At 39.7% G+C, this 21,560-nt stretch carries 16 protein-coding genes, 1 pseudogene and 1 riboswitch; of the genes and pseudogenes, 8 read left to right on the plus strand and 9 right to left on the minus strand.

All coding sequences use genetic code 11. The features are described 5' to 3' along the window. Positions 1–68: 68 nt before the first annotated feature. Positions 69–1,070 (minus strand): malate dehydrogenase, encoded by a 1,002-nt coding sequence (locus C4S38_RS02700; protein ID WP_103982447.1) that lies wholly within the window; start codon positions 1,068–1,070, stop codon positions 69–71. 170 nt (positions 1,071–1,240) lie between these two features. Between C4S38_RS02700 and C4S38_RS02705 the strand changes: the two genes are divergently transcribed. After that, positions 1,241–3,055, plus strand: coding sequence for a YgiQ family radical SAM protein (locus C4S38_RS02705; protein WP_103982448.1), 1,815 nt, complete (start codon positions 1,241–1,243; stop codon positions 3,053–3,055). A 901-nt stretch (positions 3,056–3,956) separates the two neighbouring features. Next, complete coding sequence (locus C4S38_RS02715) at positions 3,957–6,323, plus strand: ABC transporter permease (RefSeq protein WP_103982450.1); 2,367 nt, start codon at positions 3,957–3,959, stop codon at positions 6,321–6,323. A gap of 17 nt (positions 6,324–6,340) precedes the next feature. Here C4S38_RS02715 and C4S38_RS02720 read toward each other — a convergent pair whose 3' ends face one another. The 4 genes from C4S38_RS02720 to rlmB all read right to left on the minus strand — a co-directional run bounded on the left by C4S38_RS02720 (position 6,341) and on the right by rlmB (position 11,449). Beyond that, positions 6,341–8,062 (minus strand): N-acetylmuramic acid 6-phosphate etherase, encoded by a 1,722-nt coding sequence (locus C4S38_RS02720; protein WP_103982451.1) that lies wholly within the window; start codon positions 8,060–8,062, stop codon positions 6,341–6,343. 10 nt (positions 8,063–8,072) lie between these two features. Further along, complete coding sequence (locus C4S38_RS02725) at positions 8,073–10,208, minus strand: hypothetical protein (RefSeq protein ID WP_234999275.1); 2,136 nt, start codon at positions 10,206–10,208, stop codon at positions 8,073–8,075. 84 nt (positions 10,209–10,292) lie between these two features. Then, positions 10,293–10,673 carry a RidA family protein gene (locus C4S38_RS02730; RefSeq protein WP_103982452.1) on the minus strand — a complete coding sequence of 127 codons (381 nt, stop codon included), beginning with the start codon at positions 10,671–10,673 and terminating at the stop codon, positions 10,293–10,295. 35 nt (positions 10,674–10,708) lie between these two features. After that, entirely contained in the window at positions 10,709–11,449 is a 741-nt protein-coding gene (rlmB, locus tag C4S38_RS02735; RefSeq protein WP_103982453.1) for a 23S rRNA (guanosine(2251)-2'-O)-methyltransferase RlmB, read from the minus strand. Positions 11,450–11,897: 448 nt separating this feature from the next. Between rlmB and C4S38_RS02740 the strand changes: the two are divergent. From C4S38_RS02740 to thiC, 6 genes and pseudogenes are all read left to right on the plus strand, one after another. Continuing rightward, positions 11,898–12,092 (plus strand): annotated as a pseudogene (locus C4S38_RS02740) (sodium ion-translocating decarboxylase subunit beta); the annotation flags it as partial. Positions 12,093–12,217: 125 nt separating this feature from the next. After that, on the plus strand, positions 12,218–13,510 hold the full coding sequence (locus C4S38_RS02745; RefSeq protein WP_103982454.1) for a BamA/TamA family outer membrane protein: 1,293 nt from the start codon (positions 12,218–12,220) through the stop codon (positions 13,508–13,510). Positions 13,511–13,573: 63 nt separating this feature from the next. Next, positions 13,574–13,668: riboswitch (TPP riboswitch) on the plus strand. 20 nt (positions 13,669–13,688) lie between these two features. Further along, positions 13,689–14,534 (plus strand): bifunctional hydroxymethylpyrimidine kinase/phosphomethylpyrimidine kinase, encoded by an 846-nt coding sequence (gene thiD / locus C4S38_RS02750; protein ID WP_103982455.1) that lies wholly within the window; start codon positions 13,689–13,691, stop codon positions 14,532–14,534. Beyond that, on the plus strand, positions 14,531–15,148 hold the full coding sequence (locus C4S38_RS02755; RefSeq protein ID WP_103982456.1) for a thiamine phosphate synthase: 618 nt from the start codon (positions 14,531–14,533) through the stop codon (positions 15,146–15,148). Before thiD ends, C4S38_RS02755 begins: the two co-directional genes overlap by 4 nt. Beyond that, positions 15,130–15,807 carry a thiamine phosphate synthase gene (locus tag C4S38_RS02760; RefSeq protein WP_103982457.1) on the plus strand — a complete coding sequence of 226 codons (678 nt, stop codon included), beginning with the start codon at positions 15,130–15,132 and terminating at the stop codon, positions 15,805–15,807. The genes C4S38_RS02755 and C4S38_RS02760 overlap by 19 nt, the downstream gene beginning before the upstream one ends. Positions 15,808–15,817: 10 nt before the next feature. Further along, positions 15,818–17,521 carry a phosphomethylpyrimidine synthase ThiC gene (gene thiC / locus C4S38_RS02765; RefSeq protein ID WP_103982458.1) on the plus strand — a complete coding sequence of 568 codons (1,704 nt, stop codon included), beginning with the start codon at positions 15,818–15,820 and terminating at the stop codon, positions 17,519–17,521. A gap of 63 nt (positions 17,522–17,584) precedes the next feature. On the opposite strand, the gene C4S38_RS02770 is transcribed toward thiC, so the two are convergent. The 4 genes from C4S38_RS02770 to C4S38_RS02785 all read right to left on the minus strand — a co-directional run bounded on the left by C4S38_RS02770 (position 17,585) and on the right by C4S38_RS02785 (position 21,545). Beyond that, on the minus strand, positions 17,585–18,427 hold the full coding sequence (locus C4S38_RS02770) for a patatin-like phospholipase family protein (protein ID WP_103982459.1): 843 nt from the start codon (positions 18,425–18,427) through the stop codon (positions 17,585–17,587). Between the two features lie 100 nt (positions 18,428–18,527). Further along, complete coding sequence (locus C4S38_RS02775) at positions 18,528–19,526, minus strand: 2-hydroxyacid dehydrogenase (RefSeq protein ID WP_103982460.1); 999 nt, start codon at positions 19,524–19,526, stop codon at positions 18,528–18,530. 166 nt (positions 19,527–19,692) lie between these two features. After that, entirely contained in the window at positions 19,693–20,871 is a 1,179-nt protein-coding gene (locus C4S38_RS02780; protein WP_103982461.1) for a sensor histidine kinase, read from the minus strand. Then, complete coding sequence (locus tag C4S38_RS02785; protein WP_103982462.1) at positions 20,868–21,545, minus strand: response regulator transcription factor; 678 nt, start codon at positions 21,543–21,545, stop codon at positions 20,868–20,870. The genes C4S38_RS02780 and C4S38_RS02785 overlap by 4 nt, the downstream gene beginning before the upstream one ends. Positions 21,546–21,560: the final 15 nt, after the last annotated feature.

Below are 21,560 nucleotides of genomic sequence, written 5' to 3' on the forward strand. Positions count from 1 at the left end.
AATCCTGTCGGTTGAATAAGACCGGCAGGATTGTAATGCAATGTGAAGTATATTATAAGAAAAACGTATTACTTAATATTCGGGTTTAATGCATGCCATTCAGACACTGGTGGCAAAACTCCCATAGCAATTACTTCATCACGCAGAGCACAAAGATGTTCGTAGCTTTTTGCCAGAGCCGCATCTTCTTCCGGAGTTCCCTTGACATCTTTCAGTGTAACGCCGTCTTTTGTTATAGATGTTTCCCAAGCCATCATAATGTGATCGAACTTGCCGTTTGACACGTATGCTCCGGCAGGCCAACGGAATGGTTTGCCACCCATAGCTGCCGCAATCATTTCAATTGAAACATAAGACGGGCTCTGAAAAGAAGAACGACCGCGCAAAGCAATAATATTTGCACCACCTTTAGTCACTTTTGCCTGGATTTCTGTCCACTGGTCTTTTGTCAAATCGGCAGTACCGATAATATCGGTTAGTTTCTTACCGTTTACTTCTGCTGTAGACGCATAAACAGCCATTTGTTCGCCATGACCTCCATAGGTACGGCAATTGTTAACCAAATCCATAGAAATACCAAAATGTTTGGCCAGTTCGCTACGCAGACGGGTACTGTCCAAAGCAGCTAAAGTGGTAACCTGTGACGGCTTTAAACCGGAATATAATAACGTAATTAACCCTGTAATATCAGCAGGATTGAAAATTACAACAATATGTTTAACATCCGGACAATATTTCTTTACATTCTTACCGAATTCTTCTGCGATAGCAGCATTACCTTTCAACAAATCTTCACGTGTCATACCGGCTTTACGGGCAGCGCCACCTGAGTTTACAATATATTTAACTCCGGTTAAAGCTTCTTTTATATCAGAGGTAAATGTAATATTAACACCTTCAAAACCACAGTGGAACAATTCTTCGGCAACGCCCTCCAATCCTGGGGCGTACGGATCATATAAGCAAAGGTTTGAAGTTAATCCCATCATAATGGCTGTCTGTGCCATGTTTGAACCAATCATACCTGCAGCACCTACAATGGTGAGTTTTTCGTCTGTTAGCGTCTTCATAAGATCTGATTTTAAATTATATATTAATAACTGTTTATTTGCCTGCTATTTTCTTTCCGGCAACAAATGTAAAGATTCTAAATCATGTATACCAATCATAAAAATGAATACTCCATAAGCAGAAGTTATAACCATGATCAGATATAACTACAATTTAGTACCTTTGCATCATGAAAACATTTAAACCGGACGCATGGTTGCCAACAACCAAAAAAGAAGTTGAATTGCGAGGATGGGATTATGTGGATGTAATCTTATTCAGTGGAGATGCCTATGTGGATCACCCTTCTTTTGGTGCTGCTGTTATAGGACGGATATTAGAAGCCGAAGGACTTCGCGTAGCTATTGTTCCGCAACCGGATTGGCGTGGCGACTACAGAGATTTCAGGAAACTGGGTGCTCCCCGCCTCTTTTTCGGCGTTTCAGCCGGAGCGATGGATTCAATGATTAACCATTATACGGCGAATAAGCGTTTACGCAGCGATGATGCTTATACACCAGACCGCCGGGCTGGAATGAGACCGGACTATCCGAGTATTGTCTATACAAAAATATTAAAAGAGTTATATCCCGATATTCCTGTCGTATTAGGTAGTATAGAGGCTTCTTTGCGCCGGCTTACGCATTATGACTATTGGCAAGACAAACTGAGGCCGGGCATTTTGGCCGACAGTCCTGCTGATTTATTGATATATGGAATGGGTGAAAAACCAATAAGGGAATTAGTTCGCCGCCTGCAAGCCGGGGAATCATTCCATTCTATAAAAGATATCCGTCAAACCGTTTATTTGTCGGATAAGGCAGAACTACAGCCTGGTGATATAGAACTTTATTCGCACGAAGAGTGTCTGCGTGATAAATTAAAACAGGCAAAAAATTTTAAACATATTGAAGAAGAATCAAATAAATACAACGCATCCCGTATTTTACAGGCTGTCGGGAAAAAGACCATTGTTGTAAATCCTCCTTTCCCACCAATGACGGAAGAAGAGTTGGATGCTTCGTTCGATCTTCCTTATACGCGTCTTCCCCATCCTAAATACAAAGGAAAAATAATCCCGGCTTTCGAGATGATTAAATTCTCGGTGAATGTGCATCGGGGTTGTTTCGGGGGATGTGCTTTCTGTACTATATCTGCCCATCAGGGCAAATTTATTTCTTCACGAAGTAAAGAGTCCATACTGAAAGAAGTGAAAGCGATAACGGAAATGCCCGGCTTTAAAGGTTATTTGAGCGATCTGGGCGGTCCGTCGGCCAATATGTACCGTATGAAAGGCAAAGACGAGAAAATATGCAGCCAATGTAAAAAACCGTCCTGCATATTCCCTGTCGTATGTAAAAACCTGAATGCCGACCATACGCCTTTACTGGAAATATATAAAGCCGTGGACAGTTTGCCGGAAATCAAACGTTCTTTTATAGGAAGCGGGGTACGTTATGATTTGCTTTTACATCGTTATACGGATGAAGACTTAAACCGGTCTGCACAGACTTATACGGAAGAATTAATTGCCCGTCATGTTTCCGGTCGTTTAAAGGTGGCACCAGAGCACACACAAGACGAAGTACTTAAACAAATGCGCAAACCGTCTTTCCAATTGTTCGGACAGTTTAAAAAGATATTTGACAAGGTAAATCAAAGACAGGGCTTAAAACAACAGCTTATACCCTATTTTATATCCAGCCATCCGGGTTGTACGGAAACAGATATGGCCGAACTGGCAGTTTTAACAAAAGGATTACATTTTCAGTTGGAGCAGGTGCAGGACTTTACTCCTACTCCTATGACGCTGGCTACCGAGATGTATTACACCGGCTATCATCCTTATACGCTGGAGAAAATCTTTACGGCACGCAGTAAAGAACAAAAACTGGCACAACGACAATTCTTTTTCTGGTACAAACCTGAGTTTCGCCGGCAAATAACTCAAGCATTGCAAAAACTGGGAAGAAAGGATTTAATTAATAAACTGTTCGGCAGATAAGTTTTTCCTTGTCTGCTTTTCATTTAATTCGGATACCTACCCTATTCAGTTCAGTTGCCTACCCAAATACTGTCATATATGGGTCTCAATAAAAGGTCGTTTAAGGGTTCACTTTGTCACCTTCTGTCACTATCTTCGGGGGGTGTTTCAAAATCCGAAAAATTATCCACAGATTTCATTTTAACACTTCCGCGAACACTTTTCCTAATGCCTGAATAAGCAATTTATTGCATACAGACAATATAGAATTTCCAAGAAGAAATTTGGCTAAAGCCAATAAAAATAAATCTCCCTTTAGTCTGTCAGCTGAAGCAGACGGCAATTGAAACCAGGCTAAAGCCATAAAAGAGCAGGCTCTATCGGCCATCCCAAAAGAAAGCTCTGCTTTCTCACTTCCGGCATCAGCGGCTGGACGTCAAACGCAGGTAAAAGACGTAGCGACGAAACCAGCGGCTGTCTGAGCGAAGCGAGTTCCGCTGGTTAAGCAAAGTCTTTTGCCGGAGTAGCCCGGACGGTGCAGACTTGACCTTTTGGTTACTTTTGGGTCAAGCCAAAAGTAATAAAAAAGTGTTCGCCGGAAGCACTAAAGCGTTGCAGATACAATCCCGTAATAACAGAACAATAATATATTTATCAGTAATTTACACCCGATACCAGATCGTTTTGCAATTTAGGAATAAGCCCCGAAGATAGTGACAGAAGGTGACAAAGTGGAGGGTATATTATACTGTTTTTCCCGGTACGAATAACAGTCTTGCCGGTCGTGGGTTATCATGTACAAATTATATTCTTTATCCAGTTTGTTAATTCAATACTTTTATTATATATTGTTGCCTTGTTTGCTTTAAATCGGTCTGGTATATCTCTGGAATTTTATTTCAAATAATTTTAAACAGACTTTATGGTAATACTATATTTAAAAATCGCATTCCGCAATTTATGGAAATATAAAACACAATCGCTTACCGGCATTCTGAGTTTAGCTTTTGCACTAGCCTGTTTTGTCCCGGCTCTTTACTGGATGCGCTATGAGACTTCCTACGACAGTTTCTATCCTGGTTCGGATCATATTTACCGCATTTATTCAGTGGATAAACAGTCGGGCAAAGTAAACGAACTGGTTTCGGGTATTTTAGAGAGAAAACTGCAAGATCAGTTTCCGGCAATGCAAGCTTCGAGCGTTTTCTTTGTCGAGCAAAATAATTGCAGTTCGGAAAAAATGCCGTACATCCGGTTGCATACGATCTTTGCGGACAATACTTTTTTCAGTGTTTTTCCTCAGGCTGTTATCTGTGGTAATCCACAACCGCTACAAATTACAAATAATATAGTCCTTTCGGAAACGGTGGCCGTACGTATGTTTGGAGATGCGGAAAAAGCTATCGGGCAACAAATAAAGAGTACCTTATTTGATTGGCATCCGTCCTATACAGTTACTGCAGTTGTGAAAGATCCTCCGCCAAATACGAATCTTCCGTTTGATGCGATACTATATATCGAGGATTTACAAAAACAGAAATCTTTCATTGAAAGTTCTGTGAAACAGATATGGTCATTTGCTACTTTGCAAATGTATGTAAAGCTTCCTCCATATACAGATGTTGATGGGTTGGCCGGACAACTGCGTAATTTTCCGTTACAGTTAGACGCAAACACCAAAATAGAACTGCAAATGATGCCAGTGAGCGATGTTCGCTATCATTTGAATGCAGATGTCCCGTTTACGCTGAATTTTATACGGTTGCTGGTTGTTGCAGGTGTATTATTGATGTTTAGTTCATTGTTTAACTTCCTGAATTTACATCTTGACCTTTTTCGCCAACGTATCCGCGAGTTGCACTTGCGGGCGGTAAATGGTGCATCAGGCGGTCAGCTTGTCCGGCAGATGATGTTTGAATTGGAATGTGTTATTCTCTTGGCACTATTGCCGGCCTTCGCCTTTATACTCATTGTCCATCCCCTGTTCTCCGGGCTGCTCAATATCGAAATAAACGTATCTCATCTACTATACCTGTTCGCTGTTTGTGGAATTGGAGTGATGATATTGATGCTACTTGTCGCTTTAATTCCTTTTCTGCGGTTGAGCCGGACGGCCATGCAGAACCTGTCGGAAAGACAAATCCATGGACAACCGGTATTACGGCGTATGGCGATTGTGTTACAACTTGCCGTAAGTGTTGTATTTATTATAGCCGCAATGGTCGTAATGATACAAATGCATTTTGTTAACCATAAAGATATGGGCTTCGAACGCAACGGGATTATTCATTTGTCCGGATTGAGCTGGTATACAAATGATGATATGTTAACGGTATTGAAGAATAAACTTGCATCGATCCCTGAAATAGAAAACATCACAGATGCTTATTTTGAGCCCCAACACGATGCTAACACTGTAAGCCTGGTCACTGACTTGGAATGGCCGGGTAAACTGTCGTCCGAAAAACCTGTTTTCTGTGCTATACCCACCGACAGTAAGTTTGCCGAGGCTTTCAAAATAGATATGCTTAAAGGAAGGTGGTTGGATGAAGGCGGAAAGTACCAAATTGTTCTTAATGAAGAAGCCGTTCGTGTAATGGGACTTAGTGAACCGATAGGCACTGTTATCCGCTTGAATATTTTTAGTGGTGGAAAAGACTACCGTGTAGCAGGTGTGGTGAAGGATTTTCATCTCTTCTCGCTCCGCAGCCGTATTCATCCTACTATCTTCTTTATGTCTGATTATCCTACAAAGAGTTTATATATCCGTACGATTCCCGGCAAGGAACAAGATGCGATACGACAAATAAATGAGCTTCTTCCCCAAGTAGATCCGTCGTTCCTGGATGTTTATCCGGCACGGCTCAGCGAATTATATGACAAGCTAAACTCATCGGAACAAGTTGGCTTGAAGATATTTTTGGTTTTGGCCACAGTCTGTTTGCTGATCTCGTTGTTCGGTATTTATGCTGTTGCCTCGGCTGCCACCAGGCGGAGGCGCAAAGAAGTGGCGATACATAAAGTGATGGGTGCCGAGGCCGGAGACATCATCCGTATGTTTTTCAGGGAGTATATTCTACTGGTACTAATTGCGGGAGCATTTGCTCTCCCACTGGCTTATCTTGTCATGAACAACTGGTTGCAAGGATATGCCTATCGAATCAACATATCCTTGTGGCTGTTGGTTGGAGTAATTACAGGCGTAATCATACTCGTCTTGCTTACTGTGTTAGGACAGGTATGGAAAGCGGCTAACAGTAATCCTGCGGATGTAGTAAAAAGCGAATGATAAAGGTCAATCCATAGCTAGACAGATCTGCTTTTTATCACATCATTCAATCTGTAATTATGGATTTCCAGTTGCCGCATAGCTTCTTCTTCCGACATATGGAATAAGATGTGTAATATTTTCTTTGCCCGCTTAATGAGCTTATTATTGATACATTCCACTTCCGTCATATAACTTCCATATACTTTGCCTAGTCGTATCATTGCGATGGTAGAGATGAAGTTAAGTACTTTCTTTGTGGCTGTACCGGCTTTCATCCGGGTAGAGCCTGCAATAACCTCATTACCGGTATGCAAGGCTATAACTTTATCGCTAAACGGAACAGACACAACCTCTTTTTCCTGTATAAAGACCGTATAAGCACCAATAGTCTTTGCATAAGCTAATGCGGATTGGACAAAGTATGCACTTCCACTAACAGATATGCCAATAACAACATCCTTTTCCGAAACGTTTGCCAATATCATTTCGGGTACGCAACTGGCATCTTCTTCAAAATTTGTCTCGATGTCAATAGCAGCATCAGCTACTCCTCCGGCAATTAATGTAAGAACACGTTCACGTGGGAAACCAAAAGTACAAGCTATTTCCACCGTATCGACAGCAGCCAATCGTCCGCTCGTTCCGGCACCTACGTATATAAGACGTCCACCGTTGTTCAGGCGTTCTGCTATTACGTCTGCCACTTCTGCAATATCCGATAATGACTCAGACAAGGCTGTTCCGGCCTCCTGCTCGGTTTTCCATAAAAGGGATGCTAAATCTGCTGTGTCCATTTTATGCAATTGAAGAGAAGGATCATACGGCTCTTCTGTAACAAGATTTTTATATTCGGGAATGCATCGTAATGATTGGGCGTATTGTTCTCCCACCGCAATTAATAATGCACCCAGTAAAGGTAATTCATTTGCTTCCTGCACTAAACGGACTTCTATAATATCTCCGGTCAAAACCGGAGATGCCTGTAATCTTGTTGTAATCTGTTCAGCCAAAGGATAACCTGCTGCTTGTACCGCATGGGCCAACCCGCCTCCTATCAGTATGAGATCTGTCCGGAACAGATAATAGGTCGTCCGTATTATTTGTACCAAACGTTCCAGATATTCATCTGTTTTTTCTTTATATGCAGCCTCTTTAAAAACTGCAACCAAATTATTATCAGGATGCACGGATGCAAGCAAAGATGCACTGGCCAGTTGATCATAACTGCCATCGGGTGTTTCTATACTACCCAATAACGGTTGGCTATAAGAAGGAGTCCATCTGCGCCCGTTTCTCCAAAGGGAGAATCCTAATCCTGTACCGATAGGCATTATGCCAACAGTACGATAGCCTTCAAGATATCCGGCTACGGATGCTCCTACCGCAGCAGCATCCGCATCATTTGATAACACAACAGGTACCTGATATTTATCTTTCAGCCATTCAATCCATTTGTTACTTTTCAACGGAGCCAGATGATCTGCAGAAAACAAGACCCGGGTTCCTGCATAATCTACTATTCCGGCAGTGGAAATCCCAATAGCACATACTTCACAATCAGGGCACACTAAAATATCCATCAATTCCTGAAGAGCTTCAATAAAGTCATCAACAGTCTTATCCGTTCCCAGACGACTTTTTACCCTTTTTATTTCTTTAGGATCGATCTTGTACTCTTTTATGCACTTCATATAAGGTACGGCAAGACCTTTTATCCAGGAGCCTCCAATATCCAAAGTTAAATATATGCGTTTCATATACTGTATTTTATTCCATCATCCACATTGCTTCTTTCATTTCCTTTGAGACATCTATGCTTTGTGTAAAGTCCCAATACGACCGGTCCTTTTCAACTAAAACCTGTGTGCCGACAATCCAGCTCTGGATCCATCCCGTAAGAGTAGACCATGCTCCCCATCCTGCATCGGCATTTGAAGCCCAATAATCCCAACGGTTATAGTCGAAAGCACGCATCCATGCTCCGTCCAGATCTTTATGGTTCTTGCTTTTTACCTGAATACGGATTAAAAAGTCCGACAGCTTCAGAAGTGCTTCCTTGTATTGAGGATTTCCGGTTGCATGTGCAGCTTCGTTTAAAGCGAAGAAAGCAAAGTTGCATGTGTATAGCATATCTGCTACAGGGTCGCCGTTTTTTGCAATCAGAGGAGCTTCATGCAATCCATAGTCGCTATTAGATTTAGCACCGCCAAACATTCCGGTAGAACTACTGCCCAACTCTTCACGAATGGCACCACATTCTACCTGGTTCTTTAATACTTCCTGTACTATTGTATCTAGCCAAGCCCGGTGCTCCGGTGTATCTTCTACCTGAACCAGCCACGCTAATGGCAATACCATACGTGCACGTTCCTGCTGAATGCCGTTTGTCCATCCCCATTTATCAGGATAAGACTCCATTGTAATACGAATGCCTGATTTTGCTTTTTCCAACAAAGGCTTATATCCGGTTTTGTCGTATAACCACAGATAACAAGCCCACATCCACGATTCGAAATGGGGATGCGGATTGGTGTAGTCGCGTTCGCCATAATATTTCCAACCTTTTTCCAATATATCCGGCTCTTCTAACCGTCCTCCCTGGAAACCTTGCTTGCTGCATATCCTTAAATTTGCAAGTATACATTCTACCACAAACTTATTCCAACGTTCGTTTTTCAGATAAGCCGAAGCCCCTATTACGCCTAACAAAGAACGGGCATTATCATCATTATAGAATACATACGGATGTGTTTCAGACCAGCCTAAAAGGCCATAAGACGGACTGTTTTTATCTGCACGCGGACCTTTCCTGAAGTTCGCTTCATAAAACATATAATCCATCAGATGTTCTGAAGTTCTTTCATATTTTTTGTCATTCAGCAGATTGCCGGCAGAAGCCAGTAAAAAGGCGACTTCTCCTTGTACGTCATTTCGTAACCAATAACGATATTGTTCTGTACCATCATAATAAATAGTAGAAGCATGTCCTTCCAGAATACCGTCGGAACCATTACCCACCAGTTCGCAGGGAGGAACCGGAGGACCAACAGGCATTAGCCCGTCACCTTGTATTTCCTGTGCACGGGCTTTCCACGACGGATGTATAAAAAAGCGTCCGTTATACAGCCACTCGGTGCCTTTACGTATAGAAACAGCACGGGCATCAGCCGGCAATATAGCATCTTCGGAATAAGATGGTTGCGGATCAGACTCCCACTTTGACAGAGTTATATTTTTTTTGTTAGCAACCCAGGATAGTATTTGCTCCCATACGGATTTCCATGAAGCGTTAGGAGCATATCGGGCAGTTTTAAAATTAGACAGGCACGACATTGCTATCATCGTATTTTTTTCCTTGAATAAAAGGGGAAAAACTTCCGTATCTGTCAAACCGTACTGTGCAATATCGAACCCTGCAACTTTTGCATACGAAATATAAGGATCTTTTACTGCCGCTTTATATATGTGGCAATCATTTAATGCCAACAAGCTCATTGGTTTTAACGTAGAAAAGAATTTGGAAGAAATAACACCCCGTTCCAATTTACCTGCATAAATATCTTTTGTTATCTGCACACCTGGATAATCATTGATAAACTCCACATATAACCTTAATTGCTTCTGTTTAGCCAGCTTATAAAGATCCTGGTTGATAACTGTTGGTTGATTGGGATATTCTGTTGCGGTTATAATAACACCGCTTCCTTTTGTTGCTTCTTCTATTGCTTGGGCAGGAGTGTCAAAACGTTTTACATTAAACGTTTCTTTAGTAAGTAACTGAAAAAGATCATTGTCCGCATGAGCACATATATTTATAGCAGTTTGCGCCATTACGTTGTGGCTTAAAAAGGCTAGTAAAAAAACAAGTATGTATGGTAATAATTTGTGGTTATTTGATTTCATTCTAACTGTTATTTTGCGGTTTATTCTAAAATGAACAGAGGGAATACATCCAGATTGTCTTGAAGCACTCCCTCTAAATTATAATTAAGCCTTAACGGCAATTACTTCTATTTCTACCAGACCATTTTTAGGTAAGGTTTTAACGGCAACGGCTGAACGTGCAGGAAAAGAGCCATCGAACTGCGAAGCATACACTTCGTTCATTGCTGCAAAATCTCCCATATCTGCTAAAAACACGGTAGTCTTAACCACATCATTAATGCTATAACCGGCCTCTGCCAGGATAGCGTGAACATTTTTAAATGCCTGAAAAGTTTGTTCTTTTACTCCTCCTTCTACAAAGTTTCCCGTAGCAGGGTCAATGCCTAACTGTCCTGAAGCAAACAGCATATTTCCTACCTGTATAGCCTGGCTATAAGGGCCTATAGCTGCCGGTGCTTTAGTTGTTGCAATAACTTTTTTCATTGTATATATATATATTTAGAATAAATAGTTCTCTCCTATTCTTTCATTCGTTGACGTACCACTTCGTATATCAGTATAGAGGATGCTACAGATACATTTAGGGATCCTATAGTTCCAAACTGAGGGATTTTTATCATGCTATCGCAAATACGGAGGTTCTCCATTGAAACACCTGTATCTTCGGCTCCCATTACAATTGCGACAGGGCCTTCATAGTGTATATCAGTATAATTTTCTGTTGCTTTTTCACTGGCAGCATAAACTTTGACGCCGCTTTCCTGTAAAAAACGGATTGATTGGTTTATACTTTTTTCCTTACATACGGGTAAAACATGTAAGGCTCCAGCCGAAGTCTTTATCGCATCGGCATTCACTGTAACACTACCTTTCGCAGGAATAACAATCGCATCAACACCTGCACATTCGCATGTGCGGGCTATAGCTCCGAAATTACGTACATCAGTCACACCATCCAATAATACTATGAAAGGATTTTTTCCTTGTTCGTATAAGAATGGAATTATATCTTCGAGCTTTTGATAGGTTATGGCAGACATAAACGCAATCACACCCTGGTGATTCTTACGGGTCAAACGATCCAAACGCTCAGCCGGAACACGTTGTACTGCAATATCACGTCCTTTTAATACTCCAAACAGTTCACGGGAAAGATCGCTTTGTAATTCTCGTTTTACTAATATTTTATCAATTTCTTTGTCTGCCTGTATAGCTTCGATTACGGCACGTATGCCAAAAACCATTTCGTTCTCTTTCATGTATTATATTCTTAATTGAATATCAAATGTTTATTGGTTCAAGTTGTATAATATTTCACAACGTTGTGCAAATATACAAAGAATACACTAACTTTTATTACTCTTTGAAAGTTATATATCCGAAACTATTTCTACCATTGCTTCACACCAACTCGAATCGTTATTACAAAAAGAACAAAGTATCCTTAATAAAATATCAGAGACATTATTAACAACCCACTCTTTAAAATTCTCTTCTCTCCGCATCCGTTCAGGCCACTGGATTTACGTCTTGCGGAAAATTATTATTTAAACAGATTTCCATAATTAATAATTGCTATTTGTCTTTATAAAAGATAAGTAAGCACTCCAATTATGTATCAGGACTGTCGTATTATGACTTTTGTAATTTATAGTTATGATTTTCTAATACCATAACTATAAATTACAAAAGTCATAACTATGAATGGGTAACTACAATCCTGTTATAGGAATTGCAGCAGTAAGCTGTGTACCGACAACTGCAAAGGTGGCACAAAAACTGGTAAGTAAGGAAAGTCCGGATTCATTTATTTTAGGAGATGCGCTAGGAGCTAATATATCCGGGGTTATAACCTCTGCTATAATTACAGGTATATATGTTACAATTATTCCATATCTGTAAATTATTATATACAGGTATGGGATAATGACAAAGTTCTGTGTCCCCACTTTGTTATTAAATATTTAAACTAATAAAGATATCATTCCTATTTTGTATTTTTGCAGCTCAAAATAAAAAGACAGTAAATGTTTTACAAAGGATTTCTCATTTTTGCAGGAATAATCGGGATGATATCTTTGCAATCGTTATATGCGCAACAGGGGATAAATTCGTCTCAATCTTCCGTCAGCAATATTTCAGCAACCTCACAAGACACAATCATTGCCCCTCCGTCACCTGAACCTCTTATGATAGATGGTAAGCCAATGAATGAGAAGCAACGTAACCGTTACTATAAACAGTTGCGTAAAGATTCCATACGTGCAAAGAAAAATGTCTGGTGGTCTATACTTGGCGGCCCGTCATATACACCTGAAGCGTCATTAGGTGTGGGTGGAGCTGTATTGGCAAGCTTCAGATTAAATAAGAATGATACAATTTCACAACGTTCTTTTATTCCGGCCGGATTCAATATTACATTAAACGGGACAATGGTGTTTGCCGGTGCAGGTACTCTATTTTTTAATGAGAATAAGTTCCGTATTTATATTAGTTACGGATATAGAAATGAGCCGTCCCATTACTTTGGCAAAGGTTATGAAAACATAGAACACACTGAAAAAAGCGATTCTACTACCAAGTTCCATAAAAGCTATTTCCAGCTTTATCCCCGCTTTGTATGGGAAATCAAACCCCATTTATATACAGGTGCTTTATTTGATATCAATTATACGAAATCTACAGACATTAATCCGGTTATGCAGGCGGATCCTTATTTTCAGAAATTCAAACTGAAATATGTTAACATAGGTCTTGGCGGTTTAATACAATATGATACCCGGAATGATGTTGCAACCCCTAGTTCCGGTATGTTACTTAGTGGTATAGCCAGGGTATACAGCAAATACTTCGGAGGTGCATACAATTATGGAATGTTTGATCTGGAATATCGTCAATTCCAGCAGGTTTTTCGTCCCCGAAGTACTTTAGCATGGGTTGCACGCTCATTGATAAGTGTGGGTGATATTCCGTTTACCGAGTTACCGTCATTCGGTTCTCCTTTTGATTTACGTGGTTATTACTGGGGGAAATACCGTGATAAGACAATGGCTTATGCCATACTTGAATATCGTCACATGTTCGGTAGTGTAGAAAAATACAAAAGCGGAAACTTTTGGGCAAAATGTGGTTTCGTGGGATGGATAGGAACAGGTACTATAGGAAATGCTCCTGTTGTAGATTGGAGTAAATGGAAATTTAACTACGGAGTTGGTCTTCGTATACAGATGCAACCGGGGAAGAATTTCCGGCTGGATGTAGGTAAAGATCCGAACCAAAAAGGTATGGCCGTTTATATGAATATGACAGAAGCGTTCTAAAAAGGACACTTTCTTAAATTTAACACTTCTTTTTTGTAATATTCTTTAATCTTTATACCTTTGTATTACATAAAGGGGTGCCAAACTGTATGGGCTGAGATCATACCCTCGAACCTGATACGGGTAATGCCGTCGTAGGAAAGCACAGAGGCTTTTTCCCTCCTTTTTGATAAGAAAAATGGATAGAAACAATATTTTTCGTTATCCAACAGCACTAACTATCGCAGGATCCGATAGTGGTGGTGGAGCAGGAATACAAGCAGATTTGAAAACATTTTCTGCATTGGGTGTATTTGGAATATCGGTTATCACTGCAATAACAGCACAGAATACACAAACTGTTTACGGAATACAAGCCGTTACTCCCGATTTATTGAAAAAACAGATAGATGCCGTTTTTCTGGACTTCACAATAGATGCTGTCAAAATAGGTATGCTTCATAATAAAGAAGCCATCCATATTGTTGCAGAATCAATAAAAATCTTTGCTCCCGCTTATACAATATTAGATCCTGTTATGATTTCAACAAGTGGGAAGAAGCTTTTGGAAGATAATGCAATACATGTACTTATCGATGAATTATTTCCTAACGTAGCCTTGGTTACTCCCAATGTTGATGAAGCAGCATATTTATCCGGTATCAATATTAAAGATGAAAAGGATATGGAAAAAGCTGCCCGTTGTTTACAAGAGATGGGATGTCGCTCAGTTCTTATAAAAGGCGGGCATCTGGCCGGTATAACGACAAAAGATATTCTTATCATGCCGGATTTGGCTCCAATACATCTTGAAGTTCAAACAGTTCATACGAATAATACACATGGTACCGGTTGTACCTTGTCATCGGCCATAGTTGCATATTTAGCTCTTGGCAATAATTTACAGGAATCTGTACGTATGGCAAAAATATACATTACGAACGCTTTAGCAGAAGGAGCTGATGTCTGTGTCGGTAATGGACATGGTGCAACGAATCACTTCTTTTCTCCGGTGCCTTTACAGAAAATAAAATTACACGGATGAAAAAATTGTTTGTTATAACAACACCATATTTCTTCTGTGGCGAAGGAGAAATCCTTTCCAATCTGTTTAGGGAAGGAATGGGATGTTTGCATCTCAGGAAACCGCATTGTAGCCGATCTGCATTAGAGAAGTTGATCTTGGAAATACCTTCTCAATATTACTCACATATTGTTTTACACGATCAATTTGGACTGGTTGCAAACGGTAATCCTTATCATTTTAAAGGAATCCATCTAAATAGAAGAAACAATACTATTCCCAACGGATTTTCGGGAAGCATAAGTTGTTCATGCCATAGTTTGCAGGAAATATCAGAGAATGCAAAATTTGATTACCGGTTTCTCAGCCCTATTTTTCAAAGTATATCCAAGCAAGGTTACGGAAATGGCTTTCCTTTAGACATACTATGGCAAGCATCAAAAACAGGTCTGATTAATGAGAAAGTAATTGCACTGGGAGGCATTGACATTTCCACTATACCGCAGCTCAAAGATATAGCTTTCGGAGGCGTAGCAGTATTAGGAGCATTATGGGGCCAATCTCCTTCTGAAAAAGAAGTAAATAATATTATAAAACGATTCAAATCATTAGAATTATGTCTGGCTATTCATTGATAAAAAATACAAACCGTCTGATGCTCATTACAAATTGTTCCGGCAAATATACAGAATTGGATCAGGCTAAAATGTTTTATGAAGGCGGAGGAACTTGGTTGCAACTCCGTATGAAAGATAAATTTGACATAGAAATTGCCAGGGCAATTTCCCAACTTAAAATATCGGATCCCGAATATATCTTTTGTATGAATGATAATCTGGAGATGGCTATGGAAAGTCACGCCAGGGCTATTCATTTGGGTAAACAGGATATGCCTTTATCTGAAGCCCGGCAAATTTTAGATAGCTGTCATTGGAGCCTTATTTCTCATATAGGCGCTACTGCCAATACTTTGGAAGACATATTGCATGCAGATAAAGAAGGGGCTTCATATATAGGATTGGGGCCTTATCGTTATACAGAAACGAAAAAGAAATTAAGTCCTATTTTAGGTCTGGAAGGGTATCGTAAAATAATAAATGAGTGCAGAGAATCCGGATGTATGATTCCTATTGTCGCTGTAGGCGGTATCCGCTTAGAAGATGTTGGTCCTTTATTTGATGCAGGTGTCGATGGAATTGCCGTATCAGGATCTATTGTTAATGCTCCGGATCCTATAGAATCGACCCGGAAATTCTTATCTGAGATAAAAAAATATTGCGAAGATAAATATTAAACTTAAATATATGGCAACAAAGAAAAACATGCGTGTATCTTATCCTTCTTCTGAGAAAATATATATTCCGGGAGAGATTAATAAAATTAAGGTAGGTATGCGTAAAATCAAGCTGTTAGATACTGTGACGATAGACGATAACGGCGAAAAGATATGCAAGAAGAATAATCCGGTGATTGTTTATGACACAAGCGGTCCTTATTCGGATTCCAAAATATCAATTGATATTAATGCCGGTCTTCCCCGTATTCGTGAAGACTGGTATGAACGTCGCCGTGACTTAATCCAGTTAAGTGAGCTTACCTCAGAATATGGCCGTGAAAGATTAGAAAACCAAACACTCGACTCAATCCGTTTTCCCAAGCGCCATTTGCCCTATCGAGCCAAAGAAGGGAAAAATATCACTCAGATGTATTATGCCAAACGACGCATCATAACACCGGAAATGGAATATGTTGCCATTCGCGAAAACCAACAGATTGAAGCATTGGGACTGAAATCATATATAACACCGGATTTTGTTCGTAAAGAAATAGCAGCCGGACGTGCCATTATTCCGGCCAATATTAATCACCCGGAAGCAGAACCAATGATTATTGGTAAAAAATTTCTTGTCAAAATCAATACAAATATTGGCAATTCGGCTCTTTCATCCGGTATAGATGAAGAGATAGAGAAAGCTGTCTGGAGCTGCAAATGGGGTGGCGATACTTTGATGGATCTTTCCACCGGAGACAACATCCATGAAACACGTGAATGGATTATTCGAAACTGTCCGGTACCAATGGGAACCGTGCCTATTTACCAGGCATTAGAAAAAGTAAACGGATGTGTAGAAAATCTGACCTGGGAAATTTACCGCGACACTCTAATAGAACAGGCAGAACAAGGTGTAGACTATTTTACAATTCATGCAGGTTTATTAAAAAAACACATAGAATTGACGCAGACGCGTCTGACCGGAATTGTTTCACGAGGCGGTTCAATTATGGCCAAATGGATGCAGATTCATAATGAAGAGAATTTTCTTTACACTCATTTCTCTGAGATATGCGAAATATTAAAAGCTTATGACGTTGCCGTATCTATAGGAGACGGTTTACGGCCTGGCTCTATTTACGATGCCAACGACGCTGCTCAATTTGCCGAATTGCATACAATGGGAGAATTGACACAAGTAGCCTGGGATCAATTCGTGCAAGTTATTATTGAAGGACCGGGACATGTGCCGATGAATAAAATACACGAAAATATGAAAGAGCAACAATATGCCTGTCATGGTGCACCTTTTTACACACTAGGCCCTTTAACGACCGATATCGCTCCAGGTTACGATCATATAACTTCTGCCATCGGTGGTGCACAGATTGCTTGGCACGGCACAGCTATGATTTGTTATGTTACTCCTAAAGAGCATCTGGGATTGCCAAATAAAGAAGATGTGCGCAACGGTGTTATTGCATATAAAATTGCTGCACATGCAGCTGATTTGGCAAAGGGACATCCTGGCGCACAAGTGCGTGACAATGCTTTAAGTAAAGCCCGTTTCGATTTCCGTTGGAAAGACCAGTTCAATCTGGCCCTTGATCCGGAGCGTGCATTGCAGTACTATAAAGAAAGTGCTGTAACTGATGGAGAGTATTGTACGATGTGTGGTCCTAATTTCTGTGCTATGAGGATTAGCAAGGATGTACATAGCAAATGCAAGGATTAATCTTTAGATTTGTTGTCCTTTAGAAGAGGTGACTTTTGAAATATCAAGACAAAAATATTGATTTCAAAAGTCACCTCTTTTTATCATGCGCCCGCATTCATATCCTTCATCATATAATTCAGATAGTTTCTTAACGTCCCGTTCCGTACGTCCAACAGTGATTGGGTTTTGAGGACGAATAACAATAGCCTTATCTTCCGCTTCTAATTGATCGATATAATCTAAAACATTATTATAACTACGATAACGTAACTTCAGCTGTTCCCTTATTGCCGGATATTTACGATAAATGAATCCGGGTAAATAAAAATCTTTATTAGCTTTCCTATAGCCTTTATTGCGAGTTAGAATAATGACATTTTTTTTGTAACCGTCCTCTATAGCCCGACGAACCGGAATAGCATCACAAACACCTCCGTCTACCATAGGAATCCCGTTTACGTGAGCCACAGGACACATAACCGGCAAGGAACAAGATGCTCTTAATACATCAAGCAGTTTTTTAGGATCTTTTTTTTCTTCATAATACTCAGCTTTTCCTGTTAAACAATTACTTGTAACCACAACAAAGCGTTCGGAAGAACGAAAATATGTATCATAATCAAAAGGATAATACTTTTCGGGATATGTATAAAACAAAAAATCAAGATCTATATAACCTTTGCCTTGCAGTAAACGGCGTAAGCCTATATAATTATATATTTTAAGTAAATCTATATTACTGAAACGGGATCGTCCCCGTTGCCAGGATGCATACGAAATGCCATTACTTGCTCCGGCAGAAACACCAATTGTGTAAGAGAAACGGATATTATTATCCATAAAATAGTCTAATACACCTACGGTGAATATACCACGCATCCCTCCTCCTTCCAAGACTAAACCGGTTTGTTTATCTATTTTCATAAATCGTATTTTCATTAAAAAGCCATTGCCTGGCTCACACCGGACAATGGCCACAAAAATATAATAAATCAGCGATAAATAATAATCTCCTTATAGAATATTACTTTGTAACTTCATTGATTAGAGGAAGCCCCTTGCGAAAATCATCGATATTTTTGAATGTCGTTTCAGCAATATTGTGCAAAGCCTCTTTCGTAAAAAATGCCTGATGGGAAGTAACAATCACATTATTAAATGAGAGCAATCTTGCCAAAACATCATCATCAATAATTTTATCGGACTTATCTTCATAGAAATAGTCACCTTCTTCTTCATAAACATCCAAGCCTGCAGCCGACACTTTCTTTTCTTTCAAACCTTCAATCAATGCATTTGTATTGATCAGTTGTCCACGACCTGTATTAATAATCATTACTCCGTCCTTCATCTTAGAAATAGAGTCATCATTTATGATATAACGTGTTTGTTCTGTCAACGGACAATGGAGCGATATAATATCTGCACGTTTATATAATTCATCTAATGGAACATAAGTAAATCCTTCTTCAACAGCATATTTCTCGTCAGGATATAAATCGTTGGCTAAAATGTGCATGCCCAGTCCTTTTAAAATATGGATTAATATCTTTGCAATCTTTCCGGTTCCGATAATACCGGCCGTTTTACCATGCATATCGAATCCCATTAAGCCATTCAACGAGAAATTACCGTCTCTTGTACGCCAGTAAGCCCTATGTATCTTCCTATTTAGCGATAACATTAATGCCAACGTATATTCTGCTACAGCATAAGGTGAATAAGCAGGAACGCGTACGACGGGCAATTTATCTTTTGCCGCAGACAGGTCCACATTATTAAAACCTGCACAACGTAAAGCCAGCAACTTTACTCCATTGGAAGCCATAGCATTTATTACCTCGGCATCAGCAGTGTCATTAACAAAAATACATACCACATCCATGCCTTGAGTCAAGACCACGTTATTCCTGTTTAAATGTCCTTTAAAGTAGCGTATGTCAAAGTTATACTGTTCGTTTATTTTATCAAACGAAGCTATATCATACGGTTTAGCACCGAAAAGCGCAATTTTATATGCCATAATATCTGTTTTTAATAATAACTGATTTACAGATATGAATGTTCTGTAATTACGGCACGTTTAACAGATCGCAGACTTATTAGCCAGGAAGAAGCACAAGGCGTTACACCTGAATCGGTAAAAATAGCAGGACCGGCTAAAGGACTTTTAACCAGCTCCGATTCCATTATGGAAATTCAATCCGAACAGTAGTCCCTTTTTCTTCTTCTGAAATAATATCAACTTTTGCTCCATACGTGGTCAGTATCCGCATGGAAAGACTAAGACCAATACCGTGTCCTGCATATTCACGTGTATTACTAGCACGGTAAAACGGTTGATAAATACGCTTTATCTCTTCAGCTGGAATGCCTATGCCCTGATCTGTAATTTCAAGTATAGCTCCGTTTAAACGCATTTCGACAGGTGTATCTTTAGAATATTTACACGCATTATTCAAGAGGTTGCTGATTGCTATTTTCAGCAGATATGGATTTGCTTGGAATGTATATGCAAAATTATCTGTGCAAAAACCTATACGGCCATCCACAAATCGCATCAAAAAGTCTGCTAAAGGAATATTTTCACGGGCATTTTTCACAATTTCTTTATCGCCATGAGAAAGAAATAGAAGATGCTTCATCAATGTAATTATCCGTTTTGTTTCCGCCGCTATACGTTCTAATGCGGCTTGGTATTCTTCTGGTGTGCGTTCTTTCAACAAACTGATTTCACATTCTCCCTGTATCGCAGTTAACGGATTATTCAACTCATGGGAAGCGCTGCCGATAAATGATTTTTCACTCTGATATGCTGCATCTATCCGATCCACCATACGAATAGCATAAAGCTTCCCTACCAGATATATAAGGATAATACCAATAAGCAATAAGATCAGCAATAATCCGCCTATACGTTTCTGGATTTCACTTCCATATTGATTATTGGATATTACAAGAATTATGAAATTGCCTTCGTTATCCGGATAATAAACAGCAGTACCAACCTTAAAATCATGGCTAAAGTTGATTACTTCACCATTGTATAATTCCTTAATTTCTTTTTCTGAAAGATAACGTTCCAGTGTTGTATGCGTGTCGGCAATACTATCTGCATTCAACAGTATTTCCGTAGCCACAGGAAGAGTTTCTTCATAATGTTGTTGAATCCTGGCATAACTATCTGTATCTACCTCGTCCTTTTCCCAATGCTTTGCGGCTGTGGCATATGCTTTTTCCGTTAAATACGAGTAATAAAGACGTGTGATATAATTGGCTGATACAAAGTAGAAAACAACGACAACCAGCATTATTATGCCTACAGTAATAGCTGTATAAAACAATGTTATTTTATTGCCTATTTTCATGCTTCCATCATATATCCGACCCCAACAACCGTATGAATAAGCTTATGGTCAAAGTCTTTATCTATTTTGGCACGAAGATAATTCACATATACATCTACAACATTTGTATTCGTATCAAAATCTTTATCCCAAACATGCTTTAACAAATTGAGCCGGCTAAGAACCACGCCTTGGTTTTGCATAAAATACTCAAGCAAGCGAAATTCTTTCACTGTAAGATCAATTGCCGTATTATCGCGAAAAGCCCGGTGACCTGTCGGATCTAAAGATAGGCTACCGCAGCAAAGAGCATGGGTTGGCATTTCATTGCCCGAACGGCGTAACAGGGCTTTAATACGGGCTTCCAATTCCTGAAAGCTAAAAGGTTTAACCAGATAATCATCTGCACCCGCATCCAAGCCACTGACTATATCATCGGTCGTTCCTAAAGCTGTAAGCATCACAACAGGAGACTGGTATCCATATAATTGCCTGTATTGGCGGCACAGCTGCAATCCATTTATCTTCGGCATAATAATATCCAGAATTAAAAGCTGAAAACTCTCTTTTTGGATCAATTCCCATCCGGTAGCACCATCATAAGCAACATGCACATCATGGCCAAACTCTTTTAGTCCCCGTTCTATAAATGAGGCTATATTAACTTCGTCCTCTACCAATAATATTTTAGCCATATTTAATTTTTTTCT

The organism is Parabacteroides chinchillae, from assembly GCF_900108035.1.
GTDB classification, from domain to species: Bacteria; Bacteroidota; Bacteroidia; order Bacteroidales; family Tannerellaceae; genus Parabacteroides; species Parabacteroides chinchillae.